The 26,647-nt window shown below is 65.6% G+C and carries 26 protein-coding genes and 1 pseudogene; 5 read left to right on the top strand and 22 right to left on the bottom strand.

Annotated elements, in window-relative coordinates; translation table 11 throughout:
- Window positions 1-51: 51 nt before the first annotated feature.
- On the bottom strand, window positions 52-729 hold the full coding sequence (locus QM748_RS05605) for an ABC transporter ATP-binding protein (RefSeq protein ID WP_415246052.1): 678 nt from the start codon (window positions 727-729) through the stop codon (window positions 52-54).
- A 238-nt stretch (window positions 730-967) separates the two neighbouring features.
- On the opposite strand from QM748_RS05605, the gene hpnC reads away from it, so the two are divergent.
- The 3 genes from hpnC to hpnE are packed head-to-tail and all read left to right on the top strand — an operon-like array spanning window position 968 to window position 3,976.
- On the top strand, window positions 968-1,801 hold the full coding sequence (hpnC, locus tag QM748_RS05610) for a squalene synthase HpnC (RefSeq protein ID WP_415246053.1): 834 nt from the start codon (window positions 968-970) through the stop codon (window positions 1,799-1,801).
- Entirely contained in the window at window positions 1,798-2,631 is an 834-nt protein-coding gene (gene hpnD / locus QM748_RS05615) for a presqualene diphosphate synthase HpnD (protein ID WP_263459596.1), read from the top strand. The genes hpnC and hpnD overlap by 4 nt, the downstream gene beginning before the upstream one ends.
- Before the next feature lie 4 nt (window positions 2,632-2,635).
- Complete coding sequence (gene hpnE, locus QM748_RS05620) at window positions 2,636-3,976, top strand: hydroxysqualene dehydroxylase HpnE (RefSeq protein ID WP_415246054.1); 1,341 nt, start codon at window positions 2,636-2,638, stop codon at window positions 3,974-3,976.
- Between the two features lie 62 nt (window positions 3,977-4,038).
- Here hpnE and QM748_RS05625 read toward each other — a convergent pair.
- The 19 genes and pseudogenes from QM748_RS05625 to rpsB all read right to left on the bottom strand — a co-directional run bounded on the left by QM748_RS05625 (window position 4,039) and on the right by rpsB (window position 21,609).
- Window positions 4,039-5,176, bottom strand: a pseudogene (locus tag QM748_RS05625) (M14-type cytosolic carboxypeptidase).
- Between the two features lie 23 nt (window positions 5,177-5,199).
- Window positions 5,200-5,985 (bottom strand): peroxide stress protein YaaA, encoded by a 786-nt coding sequence (yaaA, locus tag QM748_RS05630; RefSeq protein WP_415246055.1) that lies wholly within the window; start codon window positions 5,983-5,985, stop codon window positions 5,200-5,202.
- A gap of 51 nt (window positions 5,986-6,036) precedes the next feature.
- On the bottom strand, window positions 6,037-6,420 hold the full coding sequence (locus QM748_RS05635; RefSeq protein WP_415246056.1) for a hypothetical protein: 384 nt from the start codon (window positions 6,418-6,420) through the stop codon (window positions 6,037-6,039).
- A gap of 108 nt (window positions 6,421-6,528) precedes the next feature.
- Entirely contained in the window at window positions 6,529-7,347 is an 819-nt protein-coding gene (locus tag QM748_RS05640; RefSeq protein WP_415246057.1) for a TrmH family RNA methyltransferase, read from the bottom strand.
- On the bottom strand, window positions 7,344-7,961 hold the full coding sequence (rnhB, locus tag QM748_RS05645) for a ribonuclease HII (RefSeq protein WP_415246058.1): 618 nt from the start codon (window positions 7,959-7,961) through the stop codon (window positions 7,344-7,346). Before rnhB ends, QM748_RS05640 begins: the two co-directional genes overlap by 4 nt.
- Window positions 7,958-9,109 (bottom strand): lipid-A-disaccharide synthase, encoded by a 1,152-nt coding sequence (gene lpxB, locus QM748_RS05650; protein ID WP_415246059.1) that lies wholly within the window; start codon window positions 9,107-9,109, stop codon window positions 7,958-7,960. Before lpxB ends, rnhB begins: the two co-directional genes overlap by 4 nt.
- A 15-nt stretch (window positions 9,110-9,124) precedes the next feature.
- The gene (lpxA, locus tag QM748_RS05655; RefSeq protein ID WP_415246060.1) at window positions 9,125-9,895 is read right to left on the bottom strand and encodes an acyl-ACP--UDP-N-acetylglucosamine O-acyltransferase; all 771 of its coding nucleotides are present in this window, start codon (window positions 9,893-9,895) and stop codon (window positions 9,125-9,127) included.
- On the bottom strand, window positions 9,892-10,329 hold the full coding sequence (gene fabZ / locus QM748_RS05660) for a 3-hydroxyacyl-ACP dehydratase FabZ (protein WP_415246061.1): 438 nt from the start codon (window positions 10,327-10,329) through the stop codon (window positions 9,892-9,894). The genes lpxA and fabZ overlap by 4 nt, the downstream gene beginning before the upstream one ends.
- Before the next feature lie 34 nt (window positions 10,330-10,363).
- A complete protein-coding gene (lpxD, locus tag QM748_RS05665) occupies window positions 10,364-11,368 on the bottom strand; it encodes a UDP-3-O-(3-hydroxymyristoyl)glucosamine N-acyltransferase (protein WP_415246062.1) in 1,005 nt (334 codons plus the stop codon).
- 12 nt (window positions 11,369-11,380) lie between these two features.
- Window positions 11,381-11,881 carry an OmpH family outer membrane protein gene (locus QM748_RS05670; RefSeq protein WP_415246063.1) on the bottom strand — a complete coding sequence of 167 codons (501 nt, stop codon included), beginning with the start codon at window positions 11,879-11,881 and terminating at the stop codon, window positions 11,381-11,383.
- Window positions 11,882-11,916: 35 nt separating this feature from the next.
- The gene (gene bamA, locus QM748_RS05675) at window positions 11,917-14,265 is read right to left on the bottom strand and encodes an outer membrane protein assembly factor BamA (RefSeq protein WP_415246064.1); all 2,349 of its coding nucleotides are present in this window, start codon (window positions 14,263-14,265) and stop codon (window positions 11,917-11,919) included.
- Between the two features lie 8 nt (window positions 14,266-14,273).
- Window positions 14,274-15,638 carry an RIP metalloprotease RseP gene (gene rseP, locus QM748_RS05680; protein ID WP_415246065.1) on the bottom strand — a complete coding sequence of 455 codons (1,365 nt, stop codon included), beginning with the start codon at window positions 15,636-15,638 and terminating at the stop codon, window positions 14,274-14,276.
- Complete coding sequence (gene ispC / locus QM748_RS05685; RefSeq protein ID WP_415246066.1) at window positions 15,635-16,837, bottom strand: 1-deoxy-D-xylulose-5-phosphate reductoisomerase; 1,203 nt, start codon at window positions 16,835-16,837, stop codon at window positions 15,635-15,637. Before ispC ends, rseP begins: the two co-directional genes overlap by 4 nt.
- Window positions 16,838-16,896: 59 nt before the next feature.
- Window positions 16,897-17,721 carry a phosphatidate cytidylyltransferase gene (locus QM748_RS05690; protein ID WP_415246067.1) on the bottom strand — a complete coding sequence of 275 codons (825 nt, stop codon included), beginning with the start codon at window positions 17,719-17,721 and terminating at the stop codon, window positions 16,897-16,899.
- A complete protein-coding gene (gene uppS, locus QM748_RS05695; protein ID WP_415246068.1) occupies window positions 17,714-18,490 on the bottom strand; it encodes a polyprenyl diphosphate synthase in 777 nt (258 codons plus the stop codon). The genes QM748_RS05690 and uppS overlap by 8 nt, the downstream gene beginning before the upstream one ends.
- Window positions 18,491-18,536: 46 nt before the next feature.
- Complete coding sequence (gene frr, locus QM748_RS05700) at window positions 18,537-19,094, bottom strand: ribosome recycling factor (RefSeq protein WP_415246069.1); 558 nt, start codon at window positions 19,092-19,094, stop codon at window positions 18,537-18,539.
- A gap of 18 nt (window positions 19,095-19,112) precedes the next feature.
- Window positions 19,113-19,826 carry a UMP kinase gene (gene pyrH, locus QM748_RS05705; protein WP_415246070.1) on the bottom strand — a complete coding sequence of 238 codons (714 nt, stop codon included), beginning with the start codon at window positions 19,824-19,826 and terminating at the stop codon, window positions 19,113-19,115.
- 10 nt (window positions 19,827-19,836) lie between these two features.
- Window positions 19,837-20,748, bottom strand: coding sequence for a translation elongation factor Ts (gene tsf / locus QM748_RS05710; RefSeq protein WP_415246071.1), 912 nt, complete (start codon window positions 20,746-20,748; stop codon window positions 19,837-19,839).
- 105 nt (window positions 20,749-20,853) lie between these two features.
- Complete coding sequence (gene rpsB, locus QM748_RS05715) at window positions 20,854-21,609, bottom strand: 30S ribosomal protein S2 (protein ID WP_415246072.1); 756 nt, start codon at window positions 21,607-21,609, stop codon at window positions 20,854-20,856.
- Window positions 21,610-21,910: 301 nt separating this feature from the next.
- Here rpsB and map point away from each other — a divergent pair, with 301 nt between their 5' ends.
- Window positions 21,911-22,732 carry a type I methionyl aminopeptidase gene (map, locus tag QM748_RS05720; RefSeq protein WP_415246073.1) on the top strand — a complete coding sequence of 274 codons (822 nt, stop codon included), beginning with the start codon at window positions 21,911-21,913 and terminating at the stop codon, window positions 22,730-22,732.
- Window positions 22,733-22,741: 9 nt separating this feature from the next.
- Window positions 22,742-25,318, top strand: coding sequence for a [protein-PII] uridylyltransferase (locus tag QM748_RS05725; RefSeq protein WP_415246074.1), 2,577 nt, complete (start codon window positions 22,742-22,744; stop codon window positions 25,316-25,318).
- A 45-nt stretch (window positions 25,319-25,363) separates the two neighbouring features.
- On the opposite strand, the gene QM748_RS05730 is transcribed toward QM748_RS05725, so the two are convergent.
- The gene (locus QM748_RS05730; protein WP_415246075.1) at window positions 25,364-25,870 is read right to left on the bottom strand and encodes a TIGR00645 family protein; all 507 of its coding nucleotides are present in this window, start codon (window positions 25,868-25,870) and stop codon (window positions 25,364-25,366) included.
- A 32-nt stretch (window positions 25,871-25,902) separates the two neighbouring features.
- Complete coding sequence (locus QM748_RS05735; RefSeq protein WP_415246076.1) at window positions 25,903-26,640, bottom strand: S-methyl-5'-thioinosine phosphorylase; 738 nt, start codon at window positions 26,638-26,640, stop codon at window positions 25,903-25,905.
- Between the last annotated feature and the right edge of the window lie 7 nt (window positions 26,641-26,647).

A 26,647-nucleotide genomic window follows, 5' to 3' on the forward strand; every position in this document is an offset into this window, starting at 1 on the left:
TCCTCCCCGCGGGAAGATGAGCGCCCCCTTCGGATGGCCGGGCGGCGGCGCTCACACGCGCTCCGTGACGTCCGCCAGCCCCTGCGGCCCCAATTCCAGCACCCGGTCGGCACGTTTCGCGGCCAGGCGGGAATGCGTCACCAGCACGCCGGCGGCGCTGCCGGCCCGGATCTGCCCGAGCAGCAGATCGAGCACTTCGCCGGCCCGTGCCGGGTCGAGGTTGCCGGTCGGCTCGTCGGCCAGCACCAGCTTCGGGGCATGGATCAGCGCCCGCGCAATCGCCACGCGCTGCATTTCGCCGCCGGACAGGGTATGCGGCGCATCGTCGGCCCGCCGCTCCAGCCCGACGCGCGCCAGCATGGTCCGGGCGCGCCGATCGGCCTTGCGCTCATCGACCTTCAACAGCCACAGCGGCAGCGCCACGTTCTGCGCCAGCGACAGATGCGGCAGGATGTGAAAGGCCTGGAAGACGAAGCCGTAGGCCTGCCGCCGCAGCCGCGCCATCGCGTCGTCGTCCAGCCCGTCGATGCGTTGCCCGCCCAGCTCGACCTGCCCGCCGTCGAAGGGCTCCAGCCCGGCCAGGCAATTGAGCAGGGTCGATTTGCCTGCGCCGGACTCGCCGACGATCGCCACGCACTCGCCAGCTTCGACCTGCAATTCCAGGCCATCGAAGAGCAGGCGTGGAGGGGTGCCGGGAAGCGTCTTGCGCAGGGCGTGGGCAGTGAGCATGAGAGTGGATCGAGAAGCCGGAGCCCCGATTGTGTCATCGCGTCGGCAAAATTGCTGCGGCAGAGCCACGCGGATCGTCGCCCCTGCCGCCACGAATCCCCTGCGCCCAAACGAAGCCCCGGCATCGTCGCTGCTGCGGCACGTCCCGGGGACGGCGGCATTTCGCGTATATACTCCGCCCGCCGAGCCGCGTGGGGCCGCCTGCCCACAACGCGGCATCGCATCTTCTTCGCCAGGCATGCCGGTCGACCATTACGAGAACTTTCCTGTCGCTTCGCTTCTGCTGCCGCCGCGCCTGCGCGAGCCGGTCGAGGCCATCTATGCCTTCGCCCGCAGCGCCGACGACGTCGCCGACGAAGGCGATGCGCCGGCCGTCGCCCGGCTGGCCCGGCTGCACGACTACCGCCAGGCGCTGGAAGCCTGTGCGCGCGGCGAGGCCGTGCGCGACGCGAACCTGGCGCCGATGTTCGCGCGTCTGGGACAGACGATCGCTGCCCACGCCCTGCCGCTGCAGCCTTTCCGCGACCTGCTCGACGCCTTCGCCCAGGACGTCGGCAAGACCCGCTACCGCGACTTCGCCGAGCTGCGCGATTACTGCCGGCGCTCGGCCGACCCGGTCGGCCGCCTGCTGCTGCACCTGTATGCCGCCGCGACGCCGGACAATCTCCGCCGCTCGGACGCCATCTGCACCAGCCTGCAGCTGATCAACTTCTGCCAGGACGTGGGCGTCGATTGGCAGAAGCAGCGCATCTACCTGCCGCAGGACGACATGGCCCGCTTCGGGGTCAGCGAGGATGGCATCGCCGTCGGCCGCTGCGACGACCGTTTCCGGGCCCTGATGGACCACGAAGTGCAACGCGCCCGTGCCATGATGCTCGACGGCGCGCCGCTGGCGCTGGCCCTGCCCGGCCGCGTCGGCTGGGAGCTGCGCCTGATCGTGCTCGGCGGCCTGCGCATCCTCGAACGCATCGAAGCTGCCGGCCACGACGTCTTCCGCCACCGGCCGGTGCTCGGCAGGCCCGACTGGCTGCGCCTCGGCTGGCGCGCCCTGAACTACCGGAACATCGCATGAATCCGCACGACTACTGCCAGGACAAGGCCGCCAAGAGCGGATCGAGCTTCTACTACAGCTTCATGTTCCTGCCGCCCGACAAGCGCCAGGCGATCACCGCGTTGTACGCCTTCTGCCGCGAGGTCGACGACGTCGTCGACGAATGCCACGACCTGTCGCTGGCCCAGACCAAGCTCGAATGGTGGCGCAAGGAAGTCGCGCGCACCTGGGCCGGCAACCCGACCCATCCGGTCGGCCATGCGCTGAAGGACGTATTGCCGCGCTTCGCGCTGCCGCAGGAGCAGTTGCTGGAGATCATCGACGGCATGGCGATGGACCTGTCGCAGACGCGCTACCTCGATTTCAAGGGCCTGCAGCTCTACTGTTACCGGGTCGCCAGCGTGGTCGGCCTGCTGGCGGCCGAGATCTTCGGCTACCAGGACCGCCAGACGCTGAAATACGCCCACGACCTCGGCATCGCCTTCCAGCTCACCAACATCATCCGCGACGTCGGCGAGGACGCCCGCCGCGGCCGCATCTACCTGCCGATCGAGGACCTGCAGCGCTTCGACGTGCCGGCCAAGGACATCCTCGAGGCACGCCACTCCGACGCCTTCCGCGCACTGATGGCTTTCCAGGCCGAGCGTGCGGAAGGCTTCTACGACCAGGCCTTTGCCCAGTTGCCGGACATCGACCGCAAGACGCAGCGCCCCGGCCTGGTGATGGCGGCGATCTACCGCACGCTGCTGCGCGAGATCGCCGCCGACGGCTTCCAGGTGCTGGACCGCCGCACCTCGCTGACGCCGCTGCGCAAGGTCTGGCTGGCCGGCACCACCTGGTTCAAGGGCTGAGCGGATGAGCGTGCCGACCGTCTCGGTGATCGGTGCCGGCTACGCGGGCCTCGCCTGCGCGGTCGAACTGGCGCGCGCCGGCGTGCATGTCACGGTGTTCGAGCGCTCGCACACGCTGGGTGGGCGGGCGCGGGTGGTGGCCAAGGACGGCTGGCGGGTCGACAACGGCCAGCACATCCTGATCGGCGCCTACACCGAACTCACCCGCCTGCTGCGCACCACCGGCTGCTCGCCCAAGCAGCTCGCCCACCTGCCGCTGACCCTGCACGTGCCGGGCAGGATGAAGCTGAAGGCGGCGGCGCTGCCCGCGCCTTTTCATCTGGCCGTCGGCCTGCTGCGCGCCGAAGGCCTGAACTGGGCGGACCGGCTGGCGATGCTGCGCCTGATGCGCTGGCTCAAGAAACAGGGTTTCCGTTTGCCGCCCGAGATGACGGTCAGCGGCCTGCTGCATGAAACTCGACAGACGCCGACGCTGGTCGAACTGGTGTGGGAGCCGCTGTGCGTCGCCGCGCTGAACACACCGGCCGCCGAAGCTTCGGCCCAGGTCTTCGCCAACGTGCTGCGCGACAGCCTGGCCGCCTCGGCCAGCGACAGCGAACTACTGATCCCGCGCGTCGACCTGTCCGAACTGTTCCCGGTGCCGGCGGCCCGCTATCTCGCCACGCGGCGCGGCAAGCTGCGCACCGGCAACGCGATCGAGGCGATCCATCCGGTCAACGGCGGCTTCCGCCTCGAAGGCGACCCCGGCAGCCAGCCCTGGCGGCATGTCGTGCTTGCCACCGCGCCTTATCACGCCGGCGCCCTGCTCGCCTCCACCGGCCAGTGCGAGCGCCTCGCCGCGCAGATCGATGCGCTGCAGCACGAGCCGATCGTGACGGTCTATCTGGCACTGGGCAAAGGGCAGAAACTGCCCGAGCCGATGATCGGGCTGGACAGCGGCCCCACCGCGACACTGACCGCCAGCCCGGCGCAATGGGCTTTCGACCGCGGCCAGCTCGGCGGCCCGGAAGGGCTGATCGCGTGCGTCATCAGCGCCCACGGGCCACACGAGGCGTTGCCCCGCGACGAACTGATCCTGGCCACGCATGCGCAACTGGAACGGCAACTGGGCCGCAGGCTGCCGTCGCCGGAATGGTCGCAGGTCATCGTCGAGAAGCGCGCCACCATCGCCTGCCGGCCGGGCATTCTCCGCCCTGGCATGCGGACGCCGCTGCGCGGGCTGTGGCTGGCGGGGGACTATCTCGATTCACCCTACCCCTCCACCCTGGAGTCCGCCGTGCGTTCGGGCACCGCCTGCGCGGCAGCCATCCTGAACGAGCTGGGAATCAGGGCGAGCTGGCTGTAACGCGCCTGAACCGGCGAGCAGGACGCGGCCCGTCACTGGCGCCAAGGAGTCACGGCCTTCCGTCAGCCGCTTCGTTCAGCGTCCGTCACGACGTGGCACAGGATCGCATCGAGCATCGCCGCACCGAGGCGCTTGCTGCGCGCGCCATCCCAGCCGCACTCTTCATCTGGCAGGTTCGCGTTGTCCTTGAACGGCATTTCCAGTGTCAGCGACACGCAGCCGAAGTGGTTGGCAACCCATTTGCTGGCGAGCGTCAGCAGTTCCTCGCCGAAGCGGCCGGGCTTGTAGCCCTCCTTCGTCTGGAAATCGGGCGCGACGGCGGCAAAGGCCTCGATGAAACGTGCCTGCTGGAGCGCAGCCAAAGCGGTGAAACCGGGCACTTCCTCGGCGGTCGAGAAGAAGACGTAGGGCAGCGCCTCGTCGCCGTGGATGTCGAGAAACAGCGCGCAGCCGGTGCGCTGCATTTCTTCCCTGACCAGGAAGACTTCCGGGCTGGCGGCGGGATCGGGTTCGCGCCATTCGCGGTTGAGGTTGCGCCCGGCCGCATTGGTGCGCAGGTTGCCGCGCACCGCGCCGTCCGGATTCATGTTGGGCACGATGCAGAAGCGTGCCTGCTCGCGCAGAACGCGGGCGACCGCGTCGGCCGGATCGAGCAGGCGTTCGAGCAAGCCTTCGACGAACCATTCGGCCATCGTCTCGCCCGGATGCTGGCGGGCGATGATCCACACCGGTACCGCCTCGGAGCGGCCGACGGTGACGAGGTCGATGTCGCGGCCATCGACCGTAGTCCCGAGGGTATGCAGGCTGGCGCAAGGCGAGGCTTCGGCACTGGCCAGCAGTTCGAGATGGCGCTCGTGCGAATAAGGCTCGAAGTAAGCGTAGTCAGACGCTGTCGCGCTCGGGCCTGTGCTCGACGATCAACTGGCCGTCTTCGTAGCGCGTGGCGGGGATGCGGAACCAGTTGCGGCGGTCATAGGACGCAACGCAGCGGTAGCCCGGCCAGCCGTCCGGGTAGGCAGCCTGCGAGGCGTTCTCGAACACCAGGCGCAGCGCCCTGCCCTTTGCGCCCGTCAGGCGGAAATGGAACCACTGGCGGAACTCGGCGGCATTGTCGGCGCGCAGGCACAGGCGGATGTCACGCGGATCGTCGATGGAAACGACTTCGATCGCACCGGAATCGAAGCACGAACCGATGCGCAGGGAGGCGACTTCGCCCATCCCGTTCATTCCTCGCGCCGGCGGAACACCAGCCGGTCCTCGTCCGAGGCCTCCGCGGCAAAGGCATAGCCTTCGGCAGCGAAACGCTTGATCCCTTCGACGTCGTCGATGCGGTTCCGGATCAGATGACGGCTCATCAGCCCGCGCGCGCGCTTGGCGTAGAAACTGACGATCTTGTAGCGGCCGCCCTTCCAGTCCTCGAAGACTGCGCTGACCAGCCGGCCCTTGAGTTTGGCCGGCTTCACCGACTTGAAGTACTCGTCGGAGGCGAGGTTGAACAGGATCGGCTCACGCCCGGCGTCGGCCTCGGCGGCGAGCAGGCGGTTCAACTCGTCGGTGATGCGCTCGCCCCAGAAGGCATACAGGTTCTTGCCGCGGGCGTTTTCCAGCCGGGTGCCCATTTCCAGGCGGTAGGCCTGCATCAGGTCGAGCGGCCGCAGCACGCCGTACAGGCCCGACAGGATGCGCAGGCGGTCCTGCGCCCAGTCGAGTTCTTCGGGCGTCAGGCTGCAGGCGTCCAGCCCTTCATACACGTCGCCGTTGAATGCAAGGACGGCCTGCTTGGCGTTGTCCGGCGAGAACGGCCGCGACCACTGCTCGTAGCGCGCCGCGTTGAGGCTGGCAAGCGCGTCCGACAGCGACATCAGCTCCGCGATCTGGGCCGGCGAGCGCTCGCGCAGGATGGCGATGAGTTCGGCGGACTGGTCGAGGAAATCCGGCTGGGTGAAGCGCGGCGTGGTCGCCGGCGTTTCGTAGTCGAGCGCCTTGGCGGGGGAAATGACGAAAATCATGGGCGGATGAGGGCCAACAGTGAGAAGCGCCCAATCTTAGCAAACGGCGCGTTACATCACCGCGCGCAGCTGGCTGGAGAGTTCGTCGATGCGCTTGATCAGATTCATCTTGTTGTAGTGGCCGTGATAGGCACGCAAGGTGTTGATCATGAAATTGCGCGCCTTCTGCAGGCCCTGTGCCGATGCATGATCCAGTTCGGATGCTTCGGGTGGTGGCGGTGTTTCGGCGTGTGCGGGCGCCTCGGCGATGAAGCCTGCGTCGATCAACTGGTCCAGCGTGGTTGCAATATCGGGATCTGCTGCCAGGGCATGCAATTCGGCCCTGGATCGCTGTCCGTCGATCAGGATCAGCAGACGCCGCGCGCGCTGGCCGATGGCCCCGCTGCGATTGGCGATTTCAGCCACCCCTTGCGGGGTCTTGAAATAGATCGTCACTCCCCATCTCCTCGGCAATTGCGGCTTTCCGCCGTCTGACCGTGCATGCCGCAACGTATGTCGCGGACATGTACCTGCGAATAGCATCCTGCGCGGGGAAAACGGCTGTCAATCGCCGCCTTGGGAGGGATGTGATGCACTTAACGCACGCCGCTGCCGTGCCTGTTCGAACAGGCAGATCGCGACTGCCGCGGCAACGTTGAGCGATTCGGTCGTGTCCGCGATCGGGATTACCACACGCTCGGAGGCAAGAGCCAGCAAAGCCGGCGACAAACCCTGGCCTTCGGCGCCGAACAGCCAGGCCGTCGGGCGCGAAAGCTCGATGCCGTAGATCTCGCGCGCATCGGAGGTCAGCGCGGTAGCCAGCACCGGACCGGGGAAATCCCACAGCACCTGCAATGCATCCACGCGTTCACGGATGCGCAGGCCAAAGTGTGCTCCCATGCCGGCGCGCAGCACCCGCGGCGACCATGCGCCGGCACAGCCTTCGGTAAGCAGCACGTCACGCACTCCGGCTGCCGCCGCAGTGCGCAGGATGGTGCCGAGATTGCCGGGGTCCTGTACCGCATCGAGGACGATGACGTCGCTCGTCAGCCGATCCAGCGCGGCTTCTTCCGGCAGGCCGATGATGGCGACGATGCCGGATGGCGTGTCGACCGGGCTGATGTGGGCGAACAAGGCGTCGGGAAACTGGTAGCGCGGCACCTCGGCCGGGCAGCGCGCGAGCAGATCCTGTATTTCCGCACTGGCAAAGCCGCTTTCGGCGACGATGAGGCCTTTCAGCGGCTGCTGGCGCTGCAGGGCAGCATCCAGCAGGTGCGCACCATCGAGCAGCGTCTCGCCATGCTTGCGCCGCTCGCGCGCGGAGCTGGACAGCGCATGCAGGCGCTTGACCAGCGGATTGTCACGCGACGCGATCGCCTTCATCGTGCGGCGGCATCGAGCAGGCGCCGAACCGGCGCGAAGCTGCGGCGATAGAAATCGGCGACGCCATGCTGCTGCAGCGCCTGCAGATGGGCAGCCGTGGGGTAGCCCTTGTGTGCGGCGAGCCCGTATTGCGGCCACGACACGTCGAGCTCGCGCATGCCGGCGTCGCGGACGGTCTTGGCGAGGATGGAAGCAGCCGAGATCGAGGGCTCGGTAGCGTCTCCCCTGACGATGGCGCGCGCCGGATAAGGCAGCCGGGGGCAGCGGTTGCCGTCGATCAGTACCTCGGCCGGCGCCACATTCAGCCCTGCGACCGCCCGCTGCATCGCCAGCATGCTGGCATGCAGGATGTTGAGGCGATCGATCTCCTCGACGCTGGCTTCGGCCACCGCCCAGGCCATCGCCCGTTCGCGGATCTGTTCCGCCAGGCGTTCGCGGGCACGCTCGCTGAGCTTCTTGGAGTCGGCAAGGCCGTCGATCGGGCGTTCGGGATCGAGGATCACAGCGGCAGCGACGACCGGCCCGCATAAGGGGCCCCGCCCTGCTTCGTCCACACCACAGACCAGTGCCGGTCCCTGGCTCGCCGCAGCGGACATGAAGAGGTCCGCTGTCATCCGGACCTGCCCTCGAGGTATGGCAGGATGGCTTCCGCCGCCTTCTGCGCCGTGTCCTGGCGCAAGGTGAGATGCAATTCGGTGAAGCGCAATTCGAGCGCTGCACATCGGTCGGCGTCGTCCAGCCAGGCCTCCAGCGCCGCAGCGAGATTTTCCGGCGTCGCATCGTCCTGCAGCAGTTCGGGGACCATGCCTTCGTTGCACAGGATGTTCGGTAGCCCGACCCATGGCAGGTAGGCCATGCGCTTCATTAGGCGGTACTGCCAGTCGCCGATGCGATAGGTGATCACCATCGGCCGCTTCAGCAGCGCAGCTTCGAGACTTGCGGTACCGCTCGCGACCAGTACCGCATCGGCGGCCGTCATGGCCTCGACCGCATGACCGAACAGCATGCGGATGGGCAGTTCGGTCGCCTGATTGCGGCGCAGCGCTTCTTCGAAGATCACGCGGGTCTCGCGCGTCGCCAGCGGCACCAGGAAACCCAGCCCGGGATCCCGTTCGAGCATGCGGATCGCGGTGGCGATGTAGACGTCGGCCAGGTTGCGCACTTCGGACTGGCGGCTGCCCGGCAGCATCGCCACGATCCTGCTGTCCGGATACAGGCCCAGCAGTTCGCGCGCCGCAGCGCGGTCGGGGCACAGCGGAAACACGTCCGCCAGCGGATGGCCAACGTAGCTGACCGGCACGCCGGCCTGCTCGTACAGTGCAGGTTCGAACGGGAACAGGCACAGCATGCGGCTGACCGAGCGCGCGATGCGCTTGATCCGCCCGCCGCGCCAGGCCCAGATCGAGGGGCTGACGAAGTGGATCGCCGGAATGCCCGCGTCCTTGGTCTTGCCTTCCAGCCACAGGTTGAAATCCGGTGCGTCGACACCGATGAAGGCCGCCGGCTTCTCCTTGCGGATCTGTGCCAGCAGGCTGCGGCGGATGCCCGACAGTTCGCGGTAGCGCTTCAGCGCATCGACATAGCCATGCACGGCGAGCAGTTCGCAAGGCCAGCGGACGTCGAAACCTTCGGCCTGCATCTTGGGGCCGCCGATGCCGAAGAATTCGGCATCCGGCACGTACCGGCGAATGGCCCGGATCAGGTGGCTGGCAAGCAGGTCGCCCGAGGTCTCTCCGGCGACCATCGCGATGCGGACGGTCATGGCCTGGTGCTGCCCTCAGCGGACGATGCCGCGGCCGGAATCGGCGATGAACCCGGACAGCAGACCGGCTTCGGCATGCTCGGCGGCGATCTCAGCAACGCGCTGGCGTGCTTCGTCGAGCGTCAGGCCCGAGCGATAGAGGACCCGGTAGGCACGCTTGATCGCGGCAATGCCCTCGCTGCTGTAGCCGCGTCGCTTGAGGCCTTCGCTGTTGATGCCGTGCGGCTTGGCCGGGTTGCCGGCGACGGTGACGAAGGGCGGCAGATCCTGCAGCAGCACGGTGCCGACGCCGCAGAAACTGTGCGCGCCGACGCGGCAGAACTGGTGCACGCCGGTGAAACCGCCGAGGATCGCCCAGTCGCCAACATGGACATGGCCGGCCAGCGTCGCGTTGTTGGCGAAAATTGTGTTGTCGCCGACCTCGCAGTCATGCGCCACATGGACGTAGGCCATGATCCAGTTGTCGTTGCCGATGCGGGTGACGCCCGTGTCCTGGCTGGTGCCGACGTTGAACGAACAGTATTCGCGGATCGTGTTGCGGTCGCCGATCTCGAGGCGGGTCGGCTCGTCGCCGTACTTCTTGTCCTGCGGCTTGGCGCCGAGCGAGCAGAACTGGAAGATCTCGTTGTCGCGGCCGATGCGGGTATGGCCCTCGATGACGACGTGCGGCCCGATCCGGGTGCCCCCTCCGATCTCGACGTGTTCGCCGATGATCGAGTACGCCCCGATCGAGACATCTTCGCCGAGCCTGGCGCCCGGATGGACGATGGCGGTCGGATGGATCATAGGGTCTTCAGCGCACACATCAGGTCGGCTTCGGTCGCCACTTCGCCGTCGACGCGGGCGACCCCCTTGTATTTGTAGATGTTGCGCTTGCTATGGGTGATCTCGACTTCGAAGATCAACTGGTCGCCCGGCGCCACCGGGCGCTTGAAGCGCACGTTGTCGATGCCGGCGAAATAGACCACCGAGTTCTCGTCCGGCTTGACGCCCATGCTCTTGAACGACAGCACTGCCGCTGCCTGGGCCATTGCCTCGACGATCAGCACCCCGGGCATTACCGGATGGTGCGGAAAGTGGCCGGGAAAGAAAGGTTCGTTCATCGTCACGTTCTTCAGCGCGATGATGCGCTTGCCCTCTTCCATCTCGATCACGCGATCGATCAGCAGGAAGGGATAGCGGTGCGGCAGGTATTCGATGATTTCGTTGATGTTCATCATGAGCGTTGTCCCGGCGGCGGCGTCATGGCCGCCTTCATTGGTTTTCCAGGCTGCGGACGCGTCCGGCCAGTGCATCGAGATGGCGCAGGTGGGCGAAGTTGCGCACCCAGTCGGCGTGCGGCTGTACCGGCAGACTGGCGGTATAGACACCCGGCCGGGTGATCGACTTGCTGACCAGCGTACCGGCGGAAACGACCACGTCGTCGCAAATCGAGAGATGGCCGATGATGCCCGCCTGGCCGCCGATCATGCAGCGCGCGCCGATGGTGGTGCTGCCGGCGATGCCGACGCAGCCTGCGATCGCGGTATTCGCGCCGATGCGTACGTTGTGCGCGATCTGGATCTGGTTGTCCAGCTTGCAGCCGTCGGCGATCACGGTGTCGTCGAGCGCGCCGCGATCGATCGTGGTGTTGGCGCCGATCTCGACCTCGTTGCCGATGACGACGCGGCCGACCTGGGGAATCTTCACCCAGCGCCCGCCCTTTTCACGGGCAAAGCCGAAGCCGTCGCTGCCGACGACCACGCCGGAATGGAGAATGCAGTCTTCTCCGATCACGCAGCCATGCTGGATCGTGACCCGCGCAGCGAGCCGCGTGCCGCGTCCGATGCGAGCACCACGGCCGATGTGGCAGCCCGCGCCGACGACGACATCCTCGCCGATCTCGACGTCCTCTTCGATCGATGCGCCAGGACCGATTTCGGCCGACAGCGGTACGCTGGAAGCAAGCGCGGCAAGCGCATGGACCCCCGGGCGCACGGCCGGCAGCGGGTTGAAGAGCTGGGCGACGCGGGCGAAGTAGAGATAGGGGTCGGCCGTGACGATGGCGTTGCGGCCGTTCAGCAGTTCCCTCGCGTCCGGCGCGACGATGACCGCCGCCGCCGCACTCTCGCGCAGTTTCGGCAGGTACTTGCGATTGGCCAGAAAGGCGAGATCCCCCTCCCCGGCCTGATCGAGCGTGGCCACCCGGCGAACGGCCACGCCGGAGTCGCCGAACACTTCCCCTCCGAGCCGCGTTACCAGTTCGTCGAGACGAAACATGCGGACGGCAGCTTACTTGGCGTCGGACAGGGCCTTGATGACCTTGTCGGTGATGTCGATGCGCGGATTGGCGTACACCGCTTCCTGGAAGATGATGTCGTAATTTTCCTTCTCGGCGATGTCCTTGACCGAGCGGTTCGCCTTGTCGAGCACCGAAGCCAGTTCCTCGTTGCGGCGCTGGTTGAGATCCTCGCGGAACTCGCGCTGCTTGCGCTGGAAATCACGGTTGAGATCGTTCAGCGCACGTTCCTTGTTGCGCCTGTCGCTCTCGCTCATGGTCGCGCCATCCCGCTCGAAATCTTCCTGCATGGCCTTCAGGTCGCGGGCCATGCGCTGGAGTTCCTGGTCGCGCTTCTCGAACTCCTTCTCGAGCCGCTGCTGGGCACGCACCGCAGGCGCCGCCTCGCGCATCACGCGGTCGGAGTTGACGAAGCCGATCTTGGTGTCGGCCACGGCAGCCTGGGACAGACCGATCAGCGCTGCGCCCACCAGGGACAGGGTACTAACTTTCACTTATGCCTCCGAATGAAACGTGTTTGGTGCAACGCTCAGAACACACTGCCGAGCTGGAATTGGAAACGCTGAATCTCGTCGTCCTTCTCTTTCTTGAGCGGATGGCCGAAGCTGAACTTCAACGGCCCGATCGGCGAACTCCACGCGAAGGCGAGACCCGTACTGTAGCGCAGGTCGTCGAACCGCATCTTCTGCTCCTTGCCGGTCGCCGGATCCTCCCCCCAGACGTAGCCGGCATCGAAGAAGGCGGATATGCGGAACGAACGGTCGGTGCCCGAGCCGGGCATCGGGAAGAAGAACTCGGCATTGGTGACGACCTTGCGCGTACCGCCGCTCGAGGTGATGTCGCCATCGCTATCGGTAAACTTCGGTCCCAGCGTGCCCTGGTCGAAGCCGCGCACCGAGCCGATGCCGCCGACGTAGTAGTTCTTGTAGAACGGCACGTCCTTGCCGCCGAAGCCCTTCGCATAACCGAGGTCGGCATTGAGCATCAGCGCATAGTCGCGGCCGATCGGGAACCAGTGCTGATACTGATAGCCCAGCTTGCCGTAGCGCAGATCGCCCACCGGCACGGTGACTTCGCCGTACAGGCGCTGATAGACACCCTTCCTCGGATAGATGAAGCTGTCGCGGCTGTCGCGCGACCAGCCGACCGAAAGCAGCAGGCTGCTGACGCTGACTTCACCGACGCCATCCGCTGCCTTCGAACCCTTGCAGCCGAAGTCCTTGCAGAAATCCTTGTACAGGACCGGGCTGTCCTCGTAGGTGGTGATCTTGGTATGGTCCGCAGTCAGACCGAAATTGATCTGATCGTCCTCGGCAATCGGCCAGCCCAGACGCAGACCGGCACCGGTCGACACCGTCTTGTAGGGCGATACCGTGTTGTAGTCGGTCGGGTCGTAGGTACGGTGGTACAGATCCCAGCCCAGGCTGACACCATCGACGGTGTAATAGGGATTGGTGAAGGATAGCGACAGCGTACGGCTAGACTTGCTGGTGTTGAGACCCAGGCTCAGCGCATTGCCGCTGCCGAACAGGTTCTGCTGCGAGATCGAGGCCGACAGCACGATGCTCTCGGAACTCGAGAAACCCGCACCGAGCATCAGGTTGCCGGTGGGACGCTCCTTGACCGAGAAGTTGACGTCGACCTGATCGGTCGTGCCCGGCACCGGCGGCGTCTCGACGTTGACCTCGTCGAAGTAGCCGAGACGGTCGATGCGCGTCTTCGAGCGGTTGATCGCCGCGGCGTCGTACCAGCCGCCTTCCATCTGGCGCATCTCGCGGCGCACCACCTCGTCGCGCGTCTTGGTGTTGCCGCCGACGTTGATGCGGCGCACATACACGCGGCGGCCCGGATCGACGAAGATCGTGAATGCGACTTCGCGCTTTTCCTTGTCGACCTCGGGCGCGGCATTGACGTTGGCGAAGGCGTAGCCTTCGTTGCCCAGGCGGTCGGTGATCGCCTTGGTGGTTTCCGTGAGGCGCTCGCGCGAGAAGGTCTCACCCGGCTTCAGCGTGGTCAGCGCAAGATATTCGGATTCCGGGATGATGAGGTCCCCGGTATAGCGCACCCCGGTCACCTTGTACTGCTCGCCCTCGGTGATGTTCACCGTGATGTAGATGTCCTTCTTGTCGGGCGTGATCGAGACCTGGGTGGAATCGATGTTGAAATCGAGATACCCCTGGTTAAGGTAGAAGGATCGCAGGGTTTCGAGGTCGGCCGACAGCTTCTGGCGGGAATACTGGTCGTTCTTGGTGTACCAGGTCAGCCATCCCGGCGTGGTCAGCTGCATCTGCTCCAGCAGATCGTCCTCATCGAAGGCCTTGGCACCGATGATGCTGATCTGGCGGATCTTGGCGACGTCACCTTCATCGACGTTGAAGTTGATGCCGACCCGGTTGCGCTCAAGCGGCGTAACCGTGGTCGTGACCTGGGCCGAATACTTGCCTCGCGACAGGTACTGGCGCTTCAGTTCCTGTTCGGCACGGTCGAGCAGCGAGCGGTCGAAGATACGCGACTCGGCCAGCCCTACTTCGCGCAGGCCCTTCTTCAGCGCGTCCTTGTCGAATTCCTTGACGCCGACGAAATCGATCTGCGCGATGGCCGGACGCTCATCGACGGCGACGACGATCACGTCGCCTTCGGTCTCGATGCGGACGTCACTGAAGAAACCGGTGGCGAACAGCGCACGGATGGCTTCGGCAGCCTGGGCCTCGTCGAAACGCTCGCCGACACGCACGGGCAGGTAGTTGAACACCGTACCGGCTTCGGTACGCTGGATGCCCTCGACCCGGATGTCCTTGACCACGAAAGGTTCGAATGCGAACGCCGGCGCAGCGGCGAATAGGGCCATGATGAGCCCGGGCAGGAGCTTGCGATTCATGCAGGAGTTCAGCCGGAAATGAGTCGGTTGATGTCGTTGTAGAAGGCGAAAACCATGAGCATCGCCAGAAGAACGAGACCGATCTGCTGACCGATCTCCATGATGCGTTCCGGAATCGGACCGCCCTTGATGATTTCGACCGTATAGTACAACAAGTGCCCGCCATCAAGCACCGGGATCGGCAGCAGGTTCAGCACCCCGAGGCTGATGCTGATGAGTGCGACGAACTTGAGGTAGTGGTCCAGCCCGAGTTGTGCCGTCTGGCCCGCGTAGTCGGCGATCGTGACCGGGCCGGAAAGGTTCTTCCACGACACTTCGCCGGTGAACATGCGGCCGATCATCTTCAGGCTCAGCACGCTGGTTTCCCAGGTCTGGCGCACCGCCTTGAGCAGCCCTTCGCCGATGCCGTAGCGCACCTCGGCAAACATCGACAGGCCGCCCTGCAGCGGCTCGGCCACACCTACGCCGATCCTTCCGATGCGGGCCCCACCTTCGACCTGTTCGTCCGGCACGATGTCCAGCACGAGCAGCCCGCCATCACGCTTCACGTCGAAACGAAGGCTGCGGCCGGCCGCGTCTCTCACCCTGGCGACCAGTTCGCCCCATGAAGAGATCGCCTCACCCTCGATCGCGAGGACTTCGTCACCGCTGCGCATGCCGGCCCGCGCCGCTGCGCCGCCCTCGGCAACCCTGCCGATGAGCGCGGGAATCTGCGGCCGCCAGGGCTGGAGACCGAGGCGAGCGATCAGATCCTGCTGCTGATCATCGATCGGCACTCCTCTGAGGTCCAGCCTGCGAACGGCGTCCCTGTCGTCCAGCGTACGCACATGGAGCTGCACCTCGCGGCTGTCCAGCGCATGGCGCAGCAGAACCCAGCGCAGATCCTGCCAGGAGCGCACGGCCTCATCATCCACCGCCAGCACGAGATCGCCATCCTGCACCCCTGCCGCCTGGGCGATGGCCGGTGTATCCGACAAGGCCAGGCGAGGCCGCAGCTCGTCGCTGCCGGTGACGAACAATCCCCAGTACAGCACCACCGCCAGCAGCAGGTTCGCCAGTGGCCCCGCAGCAACGATCGCGAAGCGGTGCCAGACGCTCTGCCGGTTGAAGGCCCGGTGCAATTCGGCCGGCGCGACAGGGCCTTCCCGCTCGTCCAGCATCTTCACGTAGCCACCCAGCGGAAAGGCCGCGAGCGCCCACTCGGTGCCGTCGCGGCCAGCCTTGCGCGACAGCAGCGGCTTGCCGAAACCGATCGAGAAGCGCAGCACCTTGACGCCGCACCAGCGCGCAACGAGGTAGTGCCCCAGCTCGTGGATCAGGATCAGCAGGCCCAACGCGAGCGCGAAAGGCAGGAGGTAGTCGAGCAAATTCATCTGGCTGCCGCTAGCGTGTCTATTTCCAGCCGTGCCTGCGCCCTCGCCTGCGCATCGGCGGCCAGCACGGCATCCAGCGAATCGACAGCGAAGTCGCCGGCGCGTTCCAGGCAGGGTTCGATCACGCGGGCGATATCCAGAAAGCCGATGCGGCGGCCGAGGAAGGCATCCACCGCCTCCTCGTTGGCCGCATTGAGCATCGCCGGCGCGGCGCCACCTGCACGCAGCGCCGCGAACGCCAGCGCCAGGCAGGGGAAGCGGGCCAGATCCGGGCGTTCGAAATCGAGCCGGGCCACTTCGAACAGATCGAGCGCACGCACCCCCGCTTCGATCCGCCCGGGCCAGGCCATCGCGTGCGCGATCGGCGTGCGCATGTCGGGATTGCCGAGCTGGGCGATGACCGAACCGTCGATGTACTCGACCATCGAATGGATCACGCTCTGGCGGTGAACGACGACCTCTATGATGTCGGCCGGCGCGCCGAACAGCCAGTGCGCCTCGATGACTTCGAGGCCCTTGTTCATCATCGTCGCCGAATCCACCGAAATCTTGCGCCCCATCACCCAGTTGGGATGGGCACAGGCCTGCTCCGGCGTGACACCGGCCAGCGCCTCCAGCGGGCTTTCACGGAACGGACCGCCCGATGCGGTCAGCAGCACCCTGCGTACCCCCGCGCGCCGCGGATCACGCGCATAGCCGGCGGGCAAGGCCTGGAAGACGGCGTTGTGTTCGCTGTCGATCGGCAGCAGGACGGCGCCGCTCTCGGCCACCGCATCCATGAACAACTGGCCGGACAGCACCAGCGCTTCCTTGTTGGCCAGCAGTACCTTCTTGCCGGCGCGCGCAGCGGCAAGCGCAGGGCGCAGCCCGGCGGCGCCGACGATCGCGGCCATGACCATGTCGGTTTCGGACGCTGCGGCGATTTCAACCAGCGCTTCAGTGCCGCACAGCACTTCGGTCCGACTGCCCGCCGAACGCAGCGCCGTCCTCAGCCGCGCAGCGGCTTCGGCGTTGACCATGACGGCGAATTCCGGCTCGAAGCGCAGCACCTGATCAAGCAGCTTGTCATCCTGGCGGTGCGCGCTCAGCGCGAAGACCGAGAAGCGGTCCGGATGGCGGGCAACCACGTCGAGCGTACTCTGGCCGATCGAACCGGTCGCACCCAGGACGGTGATGCGCTGGATGGCGTGTTGGGACATTGTCGTCGTGGATGCGATGGGAAAACAGGAAGAAGGCAGGGACGGCCGGGCCGCCCCGGTCATTGGGCGATCAACACCAGAAGCAGGGTGACCGTCGGCAGGGTTGACGTCAGGCTGTCGATGCGATCGAGGACACCGCCATGGCCGGGCAGGATGCTGCCGCTGTCCTTCAGGCCGGCCTGGCGCTTGAGCAGCGACTCGTACAGATCGCCGATGATGCTGACCGCCGTCCACAGCATGAGGACGAGTACGGCGGCAAACATGCTGTCGGGGAGGCTTCCCACTCGTACGCCATGCACGATCAGCCCGAAACACGTTACCGCGAGCACCGCGCCCACCGCCCCTTCCCAGGTCTTGCCCGGGCTGATCGCGGGCGCAAGCTTGTGCTTGCCGAAAGCGCGGCCGGAAAAATAGGCAGCGATGTCGGCGACCCACACCGTCGCCATCGCGATGAGCATCGTCCATGGGCCCATCGCACGAAGCTGGGCCAGCGCCAGCGCGGTGGGCACGAGCACGACGAAACCGGTGAGCAACGCCAGAACCGGGTCGGACAAGGGCCATTTGCGCACCAGCCACGACGGCGCCAGCACCAGCCAGAATGCCGCGCTGATGACGTAAAGCGGCGTCAGCCCGAGCTCGTATCCGGTCGGGAACGGGGAACTCAGGCCGACGACATGGCCGAGCAGCAGGCAGCTCGCGCCAAAAGCCACCGCCGTCGCCACTCGCAGCATCGGCGCAAAACCGGCCAGAGCTCCCCATTCCCAGGCCGCCACGCCGCACACCAGGGCGCAGAACACCAGCCAGCCTGCGGGGGGAAGGAAGAAAACGGCCGCGAGCAGGCCGAACAGCAGCGCGAACGCGGTGATGATCCGCGTCTTAAGCATGAGGCTGAACCCCCTGGTGGACGAGCTGTTCGCTGGTCCGGCCGAAACGGCGCTCACGCCCCTGGTAGGAGGCAATGGCGTCGTCGAGTGCTGCCGCATCGAAATCGGGCCACAGCGCATCGGTGAAATACAGCTCGGTATAGGCAAGCTGCCAGAGCATGAAGTTGCTGATGCGTTTCTCGCCGCCGGTGCGGATGAAGAGATCGGGCTCCGGCGCAAAACTCATCGACAAGGCCCCTGTCAGCTCTTCCTCGCTGAAGCCGTCGCGGCGCTCGGGATTGGCCCGCATCAACTGGGAAACCGCGTTGGCGATATCCCAGCGGCCGCCATAGTTCGCCGCCACGCACAGATTGAGCTTGGTGTTGCCGGCAGTCTTCTCTTCCGAGTCGCGGATGACCTTCACCAGTTCCGGATCGAAGCGGGACATGTCGCCGATGACTCGCAGGCGAATCCCGTTGTGGTCCAGGCGTGCGACTTCCTTGTTCAATGCCCGCATGAAGAGCTGCATCAGGAAGGAGACTTCATCGGCCGGGCGGCGCCAGTTCTCGGAGCTGAAGGCGAACAGGGTCAGGTACTCGACTCCGCGCTCCACGCAGGCCTTGACCACCGTGCGCACGGCCTCGAGCCCCCGCGCATGCCCGGCGACGCGCGGCATGAAGCGCTTGCGCGCCCAACGCCCGTTGCCGTCCATGATGATTGCAATGTGCCGCGGCACCGCAGACACATCCGGGATGTTCTGCGTAGAACTCGCAAACCGTCTGTCCGTCATTGTCCGTCTCCTGTCCTGCCCATGAGGGAAGAGCCGATCCGGCGGATCAGATCTGCATCAGTTCCTGTTCTTTCGCAGCGAGCAGCTTGTCGACTTCGGCGACGTACCTGTCGGTCAGCTTCTGGACGTCCTCCTCGGCACGACGTTCGTCATCCTCGGAGATTTCCTTGTCCTTGACCGCATCCTTGAGGTGCTGGTTGGCGTCGCGGCGCAGGTTGCGGATCGCGATCTTGGCGCCCTCGCCTTCCTGCCTGACGATCTTGGTCAGGTCGCGGCGGCGCTCCTCGGTCAATGCGGGCATCGGCACGCGCAGCATCTCGCCCATGTTTGCCGGATTCAGGCCGAGGTCGCTGTCACGGATGGCGCGTTCGACCTTGGGCAGCATCGGCTTCTCCCAGGTCTGCACGCCGATCGTGCGGGCATCGATCAGGGTGATGTTCGCAACCTGATTCACCGGCACCATCGAACCGTAGTACTCGACCATGACGTGATCGAGCAAGCCGACGTGGGCGCGGCCGGTGCGAATCTTGGCGAGGTCGGTCTTGAGCGCCTCGACCGACTTCTGCATCTTCTGCTCGGCGTTCTTCTTCAGTTCGGAAATCATCAGCACGTTCTCCAGGGCTCAGGAATGAACCAGCGTGCCTTCGTCCTCGCCCATCACGACGCGCTTCAGCGCGCCCGGCTTGAAGATCGAAAACACGTTGATGGGCAGCTTCTGGTCGCGGCACAGCGCGAACGCGGTCGCATCGAGCACGGCCAGATTGCGGCCGATGGCTTCGTCGAAGCTGATGCGATGGTAGCGCTGGGCATCCGGGTCCTTCTTCGGGTCGGCGGTATACACACCATCCACCTTGGTCGCCTTCAGCACGATCTGGGCGCCGATCTCGGAACCGCGCAGCGCCGCCGCGGTGTCGGTGGTGAAGAAGGGGTTGCCGGTACCGGCGGCGAAGATCACCACCCGCCCTTCTTCCAGATGGCGGATCGCGCGGCCGCGGATGTAGGGCTCGACGACCTGGTCGATGCGCAGCGCCGACTGCACGCGCGCCTCGACGTCGATGCGGCGCATCGCGTCGGCGAGCGCCATCGCGTTCATCACCGTCGCCAGCATGCCCATGTAGTCGGCAGTGGCGCGGTCCATGCCGGACGACGCGCCTTTCATGCCGCGGAAGATGTTGCCGCCGCCGATCACCACACCCACCTGGACGCCCAGACGAGAGATCTCGGCGATTTCGGAGACGATGCGGGTGACCACGTCCTCGTTGATGCCATAGGCGTCGTCCCCCATCAGGGCTTCGCCGGACAGTTTCAGCAGGATGCGCTTGTAGGCGGCGGACATGTGCTTCTCCTTACTGCTTGGCTGCGGCGGCAGCAGCTGCAGCAGCCTGTTGCTCGGCCACTTCGGCAGCGAAGTCGGTGACCTTCTTCTCGATGCCCTCGCCGACGATATACAGCGTGAAGCCAGCAACCGAAGCACCCTTGGCCTTCAGCAGCTGTTCGATGGTCTGCTTGCCGTCCTCGGCCTTGACGAAGACCTGGGCCAGCAGCGTGACTTCCTTGAGGAACTTCTGCACGGTACCGTCGGCGATCTTTTCCAGCATCGCTTCGGGCTTGTTGTCGGCACGGGCCTTCTCGATGGCGATGCGGCGCTCGGCGTCGATCAGGTCCTGCGACACGCCCGAGGCGTCGAGCGCCTTCGGCTTGGCAGCGGCGATGTGCATCGCGATGTCGCGGCCGAGCTGCTCGTTGCCACCGACCAGATCCAGCAGCACGCCGATCTTGGCGCCGCCGTGGATGTAGCTGTAGAGCTGACCCTTGGCTTCGACGCGGACGAAGCGGCGGATCGACATGTTCTCGCCGATCTTGCCGACCAGCGCGGCGCGCACGGATTCGACCGTGCCGTCAGCCAGCGGCAGCGCCGACAGCGCGGCGACGTCGGCCGGGTTCTTGTCGGCGACCAGCTTGGCGCTGTTCTGCACCAGGGCGAGGAAGTCGTCGTTCTTGGCGACGAAGTCGGTCTCGCAGTTGACTTCGACGATGGCGCCCAGCTTGCCGTCGGCTGCGATCTCGATGCCGACCACGCCTTCGGCCGCCACGCGGGTTGCGGCCTTGGTGGCCTTGTTGCCGAGCTTGACGCGCAGGATCTCTTCGGCCTTGCCCATGTCGCCGGCCGCTTCGGTCAGCGCCTTCTTGCACTCCATCATCGGCGCGTCGGTCTTCTCGCGCAGTTCCTTGACCATGCTCGCGGTGATTTCCGCCATGCTAACTCCTCGAATTTCGGCTATCGCCCGCATTGGCCCGGCCAATGCGGAACGGGTATTCATGATGACAAAAAAGGGCCCCTCGAGGCCCTCGCAAGCCGCGGATCAAGCCTGCTCTTGGGTATTCTCTTCCTCGACCTCGACGAACTCGTCGCCGCCGGCATCGACGATTTCCTGCAGCACCTGGCTGCGGCCCTGCAGCACGGCATCGGCCACGCCACGGGCGTACAGGCGGATGGCGCGCGAGGAGTCGTCGTTACCCGGGATCACGTAATCCACGCCTTCGGGCGAGTGGTTGGTATCGACCACGGCGACGACCGGAATGCCCAGTTTCTGGGCTTCGGTGATGGCGATCTTGTGGTAGCCGACGTCGATGACGAACAGCGCATCGGGCAGACCGCCCATGTCCTTGATGCCGCCGATCGACTTCTGCAGCTTCTCCATTTCGCGGCGCACGGTCAGCGCTTCGCGCTTCGACAGGCGCTCGATGGAGCCGTCCTCGATCATGGCCTCGACTTCCTTCAGGCGCTTGATCGACTGCTTGACGGTCTTGAAGTTGGTCAGCATGCCGCCGAGCCAGCGCTCATCGACGAAAGGCATGCCGGCACGGGCGGCTTCCTCGGCGATGATCTCGCGCGCCTGGCGCTTGGTGCTGACGAACATGATATTGCCGCGGTTGGCGGCCAGCTTGCGCACGAAGTCCATCGCTTCGTTGTACTTCACCATCGTCTTTTCGAGGTTGACGATGTGGATCTTGTTGCGCTGGCCGAAGATGTAGGGGGCCATGCGCGGATTCCAGAAACGGGTCTGGTGACCGAAATGGACGCCCGCTTCGAGCATCTGACGCATCGTGACTGACATGTGTTACTCCAGATTTGAAAGGGTTTGACCTCCGCCCCGGGAGCGCTCGGAAACACGCGCCGGCCGCCATCAGGCAACCTGCACGCGCCCTTGCACCTTGCCGGCCTGCACGCCTTCGGCGCACACACCGGACCCCATTCCGCAGGACGTGTGGATTTTTTGCCTGCCCATGCAGACAAGCCTGCGATATTAGCACGCAGAACCAGAGCCGCTCAAGGGTAGCCACCTTCCGCGTTTGCCCGCCAGCACCCGCTTGCGATACCTTTAAGCACTTTCCAGCCCCCAGCAGACAGATATCAAGATGAGCATCGTCCTCAAGACCCCGGAAGAGATCGAAAAGATGCGCGTGGCCTGCCGCCTGGCCGCCGAGGTTCTCGACTACATCACCCCCTTCGTCAAGCCCGGGGTCACGACCGGCGAGCTAGACCGCCTGTGCCACGACTACATGGTCAACGTGCAGCAGACGATCCCGGCGCCGCTTAACTACGCACCGCCGGGCTACACGCCTTTCCCGAAGTCGGTCTGTACCTCGATCAACCACCAGGTCTGCCACGGCATCCCGGGCGACAAGGCGCTGAAGAAGGGCGACAGCCTCAACATCGACGTCACCGTGATCAAGGACGGTTTCCACGGCGACACCAGCCGCATGTTCCTGGTCGGCGGCGAGGCTGCGGCCAGCATCGCCTCCCGCCGGCTGGCCCAGATCACCTATGAATGCATGTGGCTGGGCATCGCCGCGGTCAAACCCGGCGGCCACCTGGGCGACATCGGCGCGGTGATCCAGAAGCACGCCGAAGGCACCGGCTACTCGGTCGTGCGCGAATTCTGCGGCCACGGCATCGGCCGCAAGTTCCACGAGGAGCCGCAAATACTGCACTACGGCAAGGCAGGTACCGGAGCGGAGATCCTGCCGGGGATGATCTTCACCGTGGAACCGATGATCAACGCCGGCAAGGCCGCCATTTCCGCGCTGCCCGACGGCTGGACCATCGTCACCAAGGACCGCAGCCTGTCGGCGCAGTGGGAACACACCGTGCTGGTCACCGAGACCGGCGTCGAAGTGCTGACCCTGTCCGCGCACTGCCCGCCTCCGCCAGCCATCGCCGCCTCGCGCCTTGCCTGAGGAGCCAGCATGCAGGACGCCCTCAATGCCCGCCTTCAACCCTTGATCGCGGAAGCCCGGCAGCGGCTGGCCGAAGGTTCGGCCGCTCTCAGGGAGGCCTACCAGGCCCATCCACGCACATCGACGGTACTGAAGGGGCGCACACGGCTCGTCGATGCCGAGGTCGTCGGCATCTGGCAGGCCTGCGGCATGCCGGCCTCGGCAGCGCTGGTGGCTGTCGGCGGCTATGGGCGCGGCGAGCTGTTTCCCGCCTCGGACGTCAACCTGCTGATCCTGCTGCCCGGCCCGGCGGACATCGACATCCGCATCCGGCTGTCCGCCATGGTCGGTGCGCTTTGGGACATCGGACTCGAGATCGGCCATGCCGCACGCACCGTGGATGAATGCATCGAGGCCGCGGACGACGACATCACCGTGCAGACCAGCCTGCTCGAAGCCCGCCTTCTCACGGGCAACGCCTATCTCTTCAACTCGCTGGAAGAGCGCTATCGCGCCGCCCTGGACGTGAGCACCTTCTACAAGGCCAAGCTGCTCGAACAGGAACAGCGCTATGCGCGCTTCGACGACAGCCCCTATTCGCTCGAGCCGAACTGCAAGGACAGCCCTGGCGGCCTTCGCGACCTGCAGATGCTCGGCTGGATCGCCCAGGCCACCGGGCTCGGCCGCAACTGGCGCGACCTGGCCCGCCGCCGCCTGATCACCGGCGGCGAAGCCAGCGAGCTGCGCAGCGTGGAACGCTTCCTGCAGCACCTGCGGATCCGCCTGCACTATCTGGCCGGACGCGCGGAGGACCGCCTGCTGTTCGACCATCAGGAAAAACTGGCGCGCATCATGGGCATAGAGGCAACCGCCATTCGGCGTGCCTCGGAAGTGCTGATGCAGCGCTACTACGTCAATGCCAAGATGGTGACGCAGCTCAACACGATTCTGCTGCAGAACTACGGCACGGCGATCTTTCCCGGCCGCGGCGCCGCCATCGTCATCAACCAGCGCTTCCAGGCCGTGCGCGAACTGCTCGACATCCGCCACGAAGACGTCTTCGAGCGCAATCCGTCCGCGCTGCTCGAGTGCTTCCTGCTGCTGCAGCAGCGTTCGGAACTCAAGGGCATGACCGCACGGACCTTGCGGGCATTGTGGATCAACCGCAACCTCATTAACGCGACCTTCCGTGCCGCCCCCGCAAACCGCGCCCTGTTCATGCAGATCCTGCAGCAGAAGCGCGGCATCGTGCATGCGTTCCGACGGCTGAACGAATACGGCATCCTGTCGCGCTACCTGCCGGCCTGGCGAAGGATCGTCGGCCAGATGCAGCACGACCTGTTCCACGTCTATACCGTGGACCAGCACATCCTGATGGTGCTGCGCAACATACGGCGCTTCACGATGGGCGAGCATGCGCACGAATATCCGCTGATGACGCGTCTGATCCAGGTCTTCGACCGCCATTGGCTGCTGTACGTGGCAGCGCTGTTCCACGACATCGCCAAGGGGCGCGGCGGCGACCACTCGAAACTGGGCATGGTCGACGCACGTGAATTCTGCGTGCAGCACGAACTGGCACCCGAAGACACGGAACTCGTCGTCTGGCTGGTCGAGCATCATCTGACCATGTCGCAATTCGCCCAGAAGGAAGACATCTCCGATCCGGAGGTCATCCAGCGCTTCGCCGCCACCGTCGGCAGCGAACGCAGGCTCATCGCACTCTATCTGCTGACCCACGCCGACATCCGCGGCACCAGCCCCAAGGTCTGGAACGGCTGGAAGGGCAAGCTGCTCGAAGACCTCTTCTTCGCCACCCAGCGCCTGCTGCGCGGCGCCACGCCCCAGCAGGCACTGGGCATCGACGACCGCCTGGAGGACGCACGCCGCCTGCTGCGCTACCACGGCCTGCGCCCCGGCACCGAGGAACGGCTGTGGTCGGAGCTGGATGCGGTCTATTTCATGCGCCATTCGGCCGAAGAAATCGCCTGGCACACCCGGGTGCTGTACTTCCGCCCCGACACCGACGAACCCGTCGTCAAGGCGCGGGTGGCCGAGGACGAGCACGGCGTTCAGGTGATGGTCTTCACCCCCGACCAGAGGGAGCTTTTCGTCCGCCTGACCGGCTTTTTCGGCCGCCTCGGCTTCACCATCCTCGACGCCAAGGTGCACACCACCCGCCACGGCTACGCGCTAGACAGCTTCATGCTGCAGGATGCGGGCGGCGAGGCCAGCTATCGTGACGTCATCACGCTGATCGAACACGAGCTCACGGCCTACCTGGCCCGCCCGGATGCGCTCGACCGCCCGCAGCGGGGCCGTATGTCGCGCCATGTCAAGCACTTCCCGATCACGCCGCAGGTCAGCATCCGGGCAGATGAAGCAGGACGGCATTACATCCTGTCGCTTATCGCGGCGGACCGGCCCGGACTGCTCTTCGACATCGCCGAAACGCTCGCCAGCCATGGCATCCGCCTGCACACGGCAAAGATCGCCACGCTCGGCGAACGGGTCGAGGACACCTTCCTGCTGACGGGCACCGCGCTTGCGCAGGACGCCCAGCTGCTGCGCATCGAACGCGAATTGCTGGAGCGCCTGCAGGTCTGAGGAAGGGCCATGCCCACCCTTCCCCTCTGTGCGCTGCGTGGAGCGTCAGTGCCCCTTGCTGCTGAGGCGGTCCATCAGCGCATAAAGCACACCCGAGCACAGGAAGGTGACGTGGATGCCCACCATCCAGGCCAGATGGCGGTCGCTGAGGTTGTCGACGTTCATGAAGGCCTTCAGCAGCTCGATCCCCGAGATCGCCACGATCGAGCCGATCAACTTGATCTTGAGGTCGGAGAAACCGATGTGCCCCATCCAGTCCGGCCGATCCTGGTGGCTGTGCAGATCCTCCATCTTGGAAACGAAGTTCTCGTAGCCGCTGAACATGATGATGATCAGCAGATTCATGATCAGGGCGATGTCGACCAGCGACAGCACGCCGATGATCAGTTCGCCGCCGGTCGCCGTCATGATGTGGGCGAACAGCCCCCACACCTCCTTGGCGAACTTGACCAGCAGCACCAGCATTGCCAGCACCAGGCCGAAATAGACCGGCGCCATCAGCCAGCGGCTGGAGAACAGCAGGTGCTCGAAGTTGTTTTCCAGACGTTTCATGTCGTGCGCTCGCTGCTCCATCGGTTCCTGTCTCATGCTTGGCAAATCATTTCGAGAATGGCGCGGACGCGGGACATCGCCGTCTGCAGCGTGGCCTCGATGTCGTCGAAGACGATGCCTTGGGCGCTGTCCGAGCGCCCCGCTGCGTAATTGACCACGACGTTGAGCGCCGCATACGGCAATTCCAGTTCGCGCGCCAGCACCGCTTCAGGCATGCCGGTCATGCCAACGACGTCGGCGCCGTCGCGCTCCAGCCGATCGATCTCGGCCGCCGTTTCCAGCCGCGGCCCCTGAGTGGCGGCATAGACACCGCCATCCACCGCGCTCTCGCCGGCAGCCGCCGTCGCCGCGAGCAATCGCCGGCGCAGTTCCGCATCATACGGGTGGGTGAAATCGACATGCTTGACCGGCATTTCGCCGCCTTCGAAGAAGGTGCTGTCGCGCCCCCAGGTGTAGTCGATGATCTGGTCGGGCACGACCAGCGTGCCCGGCCCGAATCCGGCACGGATGCCGCCCACCGAGGCCACCGAGATGATGCCCCTGGCCTTCGCCTGCTTCAGCGCCCAGATGTTGGCGCGGTAATTGACCCGATGCGGCGGGATGGTATGGCCGTAGCCATGGCGGGCGAGAAAGACGACGGGCTCCGAACACAGGCTGCCGTAGGTCAGCGCGCCGGACGGCTCGCCATAGGGCGTGCGCACGACTTCGCGCCGCACGATGGCGAGATTTGAAAGCTGGGTCAGGCCGCTGCCGCCGATGATCGCGAGCATCCGCTTG

This window comes from Thauera sp. (assembly GCF_047601425.1).
In the GTDB taxonomy this organism is placed as follows: Bacteria; Pseudomonadota; Gammaproteobacteria; order Burkholderiales; family Rhodocyclaceae; genus Thauera.

Bases quoted from the DNA above. Each gene is read 5' to 3' on its own strand.
- QM748_RS05605 (WP_415246052.1), bottom strand. From the start codon at position 729: ATGCTCACTGCCCACGCCCTGCGCAAGACGCTTCCCGGCACCCCTCCA.
- hpnC (WP_415246053.1), top strand. From the start codon at position 968: ATGCCGGTCGACCATTACGAGAACTTTCCTGTCGCTTCGCTTCTGCTG.
- hpnD (WP_263459596.1), top strand. From the start codon at position 1,798: ATGAATCCGCACGACTACTGCCAGGACAAGGCCGCCAAGAGCGGATCG.
- hpnE (WP_415246054.1), top strand. From the start codon at position 2,636: ATGAGCGTGCCGACCGTCTCGGTGATCGGTGCCGGCTACGCGGGCCTC.
- yaaA (WP_415246055.1), bottom strand. From the start codon at position 5,985: ATGATTTTCGTCATTTCCCCCGCCAAGGCGCTCGACTACGAAACGCCG.
- QM748_RS05640 (WP_415246057.1), bottom strand. From the start codon at position 7,347: ATGAAGGCGATCGCGTCGCGTGACAATCCGCTGGTCAAGCGCCTGCAT.
- rnhB (WP_415246058.1), bottom strand. From the start codon at position 7,961: ATGACAGCGGACCTCTTCATGTCCGCTGCGGCGAGCCAGGGACCGGCA.
- lpxB (WP_415246059.1), bottom strand. From the start codon at position 9,109: ATGACCGTCCGCATCGCGATGGTCGCCGGAGAGACCTCGGGCGACCTG.
- lpxA (WP_415246060.1), bottom strand. From the start codon at position 9,895: ATGATCCATCCGACCGCCATCGTCCATCCGGGCGCCAGGCTCGGCGAA.
- fabZ (WP_415246061.1), bottom strand. From the start codon at position 10,329: ATGATGAACATCAACGAAATCATCGAATACCTGCCGCACCGCTATCCC.
- lpxD (WP_415246062.1), bottom strand. From the start codon at position 11,368: ATGTTTCGTCTCGACGAACTGGTAACGCGGCTCGGAGGGGAAGTGTTC.
- bamA (WP_415246064.1), bottom strand. From the start codon at position 14,265: ATGAATCGCAAGCTCCTGCCCGGGCTCATCATGGCCCTATTCGCCGCT.
- rseP (WP_415246065.1), bottom strand. From the start codon at position 15,638: ATGAATTTGCTCGACTACCTCCTGCCTTTCGCGCTCGCGTTGGGCCTG.
- ispC (WP_415246066.1), bottom strand. From the start codon at position 16,837: ATGTCCCAACACGCCATCCAGCGCATCACCGTCCTGGGTGCGACCGGT.
- QM748_RS05690 (WP_415246067.1), bottom strand. From the start codon at position 17,721: ATGCTTAAGACGCGGATCATCACCGCGTTCGCGCTGCTGTTCGGCCTG.
- uppS (WP_415246068.1), bottom strand. From the start codon at position 18,490: ATGACGGACAGACGGTTTGCGAGTTCTACGCAGAACATCCCGGATGTG.
- frr (WP_415246069.1), bottom strand. From the start codon at position 19,094: ATGATTTCCGAACTGAAGAAGAACGCCGAGCAGAAGATGCAGAAGTCG.
- pyrH (WP_415246070.1), bottom strand. From the start codon at position 19,826: ATGTCCGCCGCCTACAAGCGCATCCTGCTGAAACTGTCCGGCGAAGCC.
- tsf (WP_415246071.1), bottom strand. From the start codon at position 20,748: ATGGCGGAAATCACCGCGAGCATGGTCAAGGAACTGCGCGAGAAGACC.
- rpsB (WP_415246072.1), bottom strand. From the start codon at position 21,609: ATGTCAGTCACGATGCGTCAGATGCTCGAAGCGGGCGTCCATTTCGGT.
- map (WP_415246073.1), top strand. From the start codon at position 21,911: ATGAGCATCGTCCTCAAGACCCCGGAAGAGATCGAAAAGATGCGCGTG.
- QM748_RS05725 (WP_415246074.1), top strand. From the start codon at position 22,742: ATGCAGGACGCCCTCAATGCCCGCCTTCAACCCTTGATCGCGGAAGCC.
- QM748_RS05730 (WP_415246075.1), bottom strand. From the start codon at position 25,870: ATGAAACGTCTGGAAAACAACTTCGAGCACCTGCTGTTCTCCAGCCGC.
- QM748_RS05735 (WP_415246076.1), bottom strand. From the start codon at position 26,640: ATGCTCGCGATCATCGGCGGCAGCGGCCTGACCCAGCTTTCAAATCTC.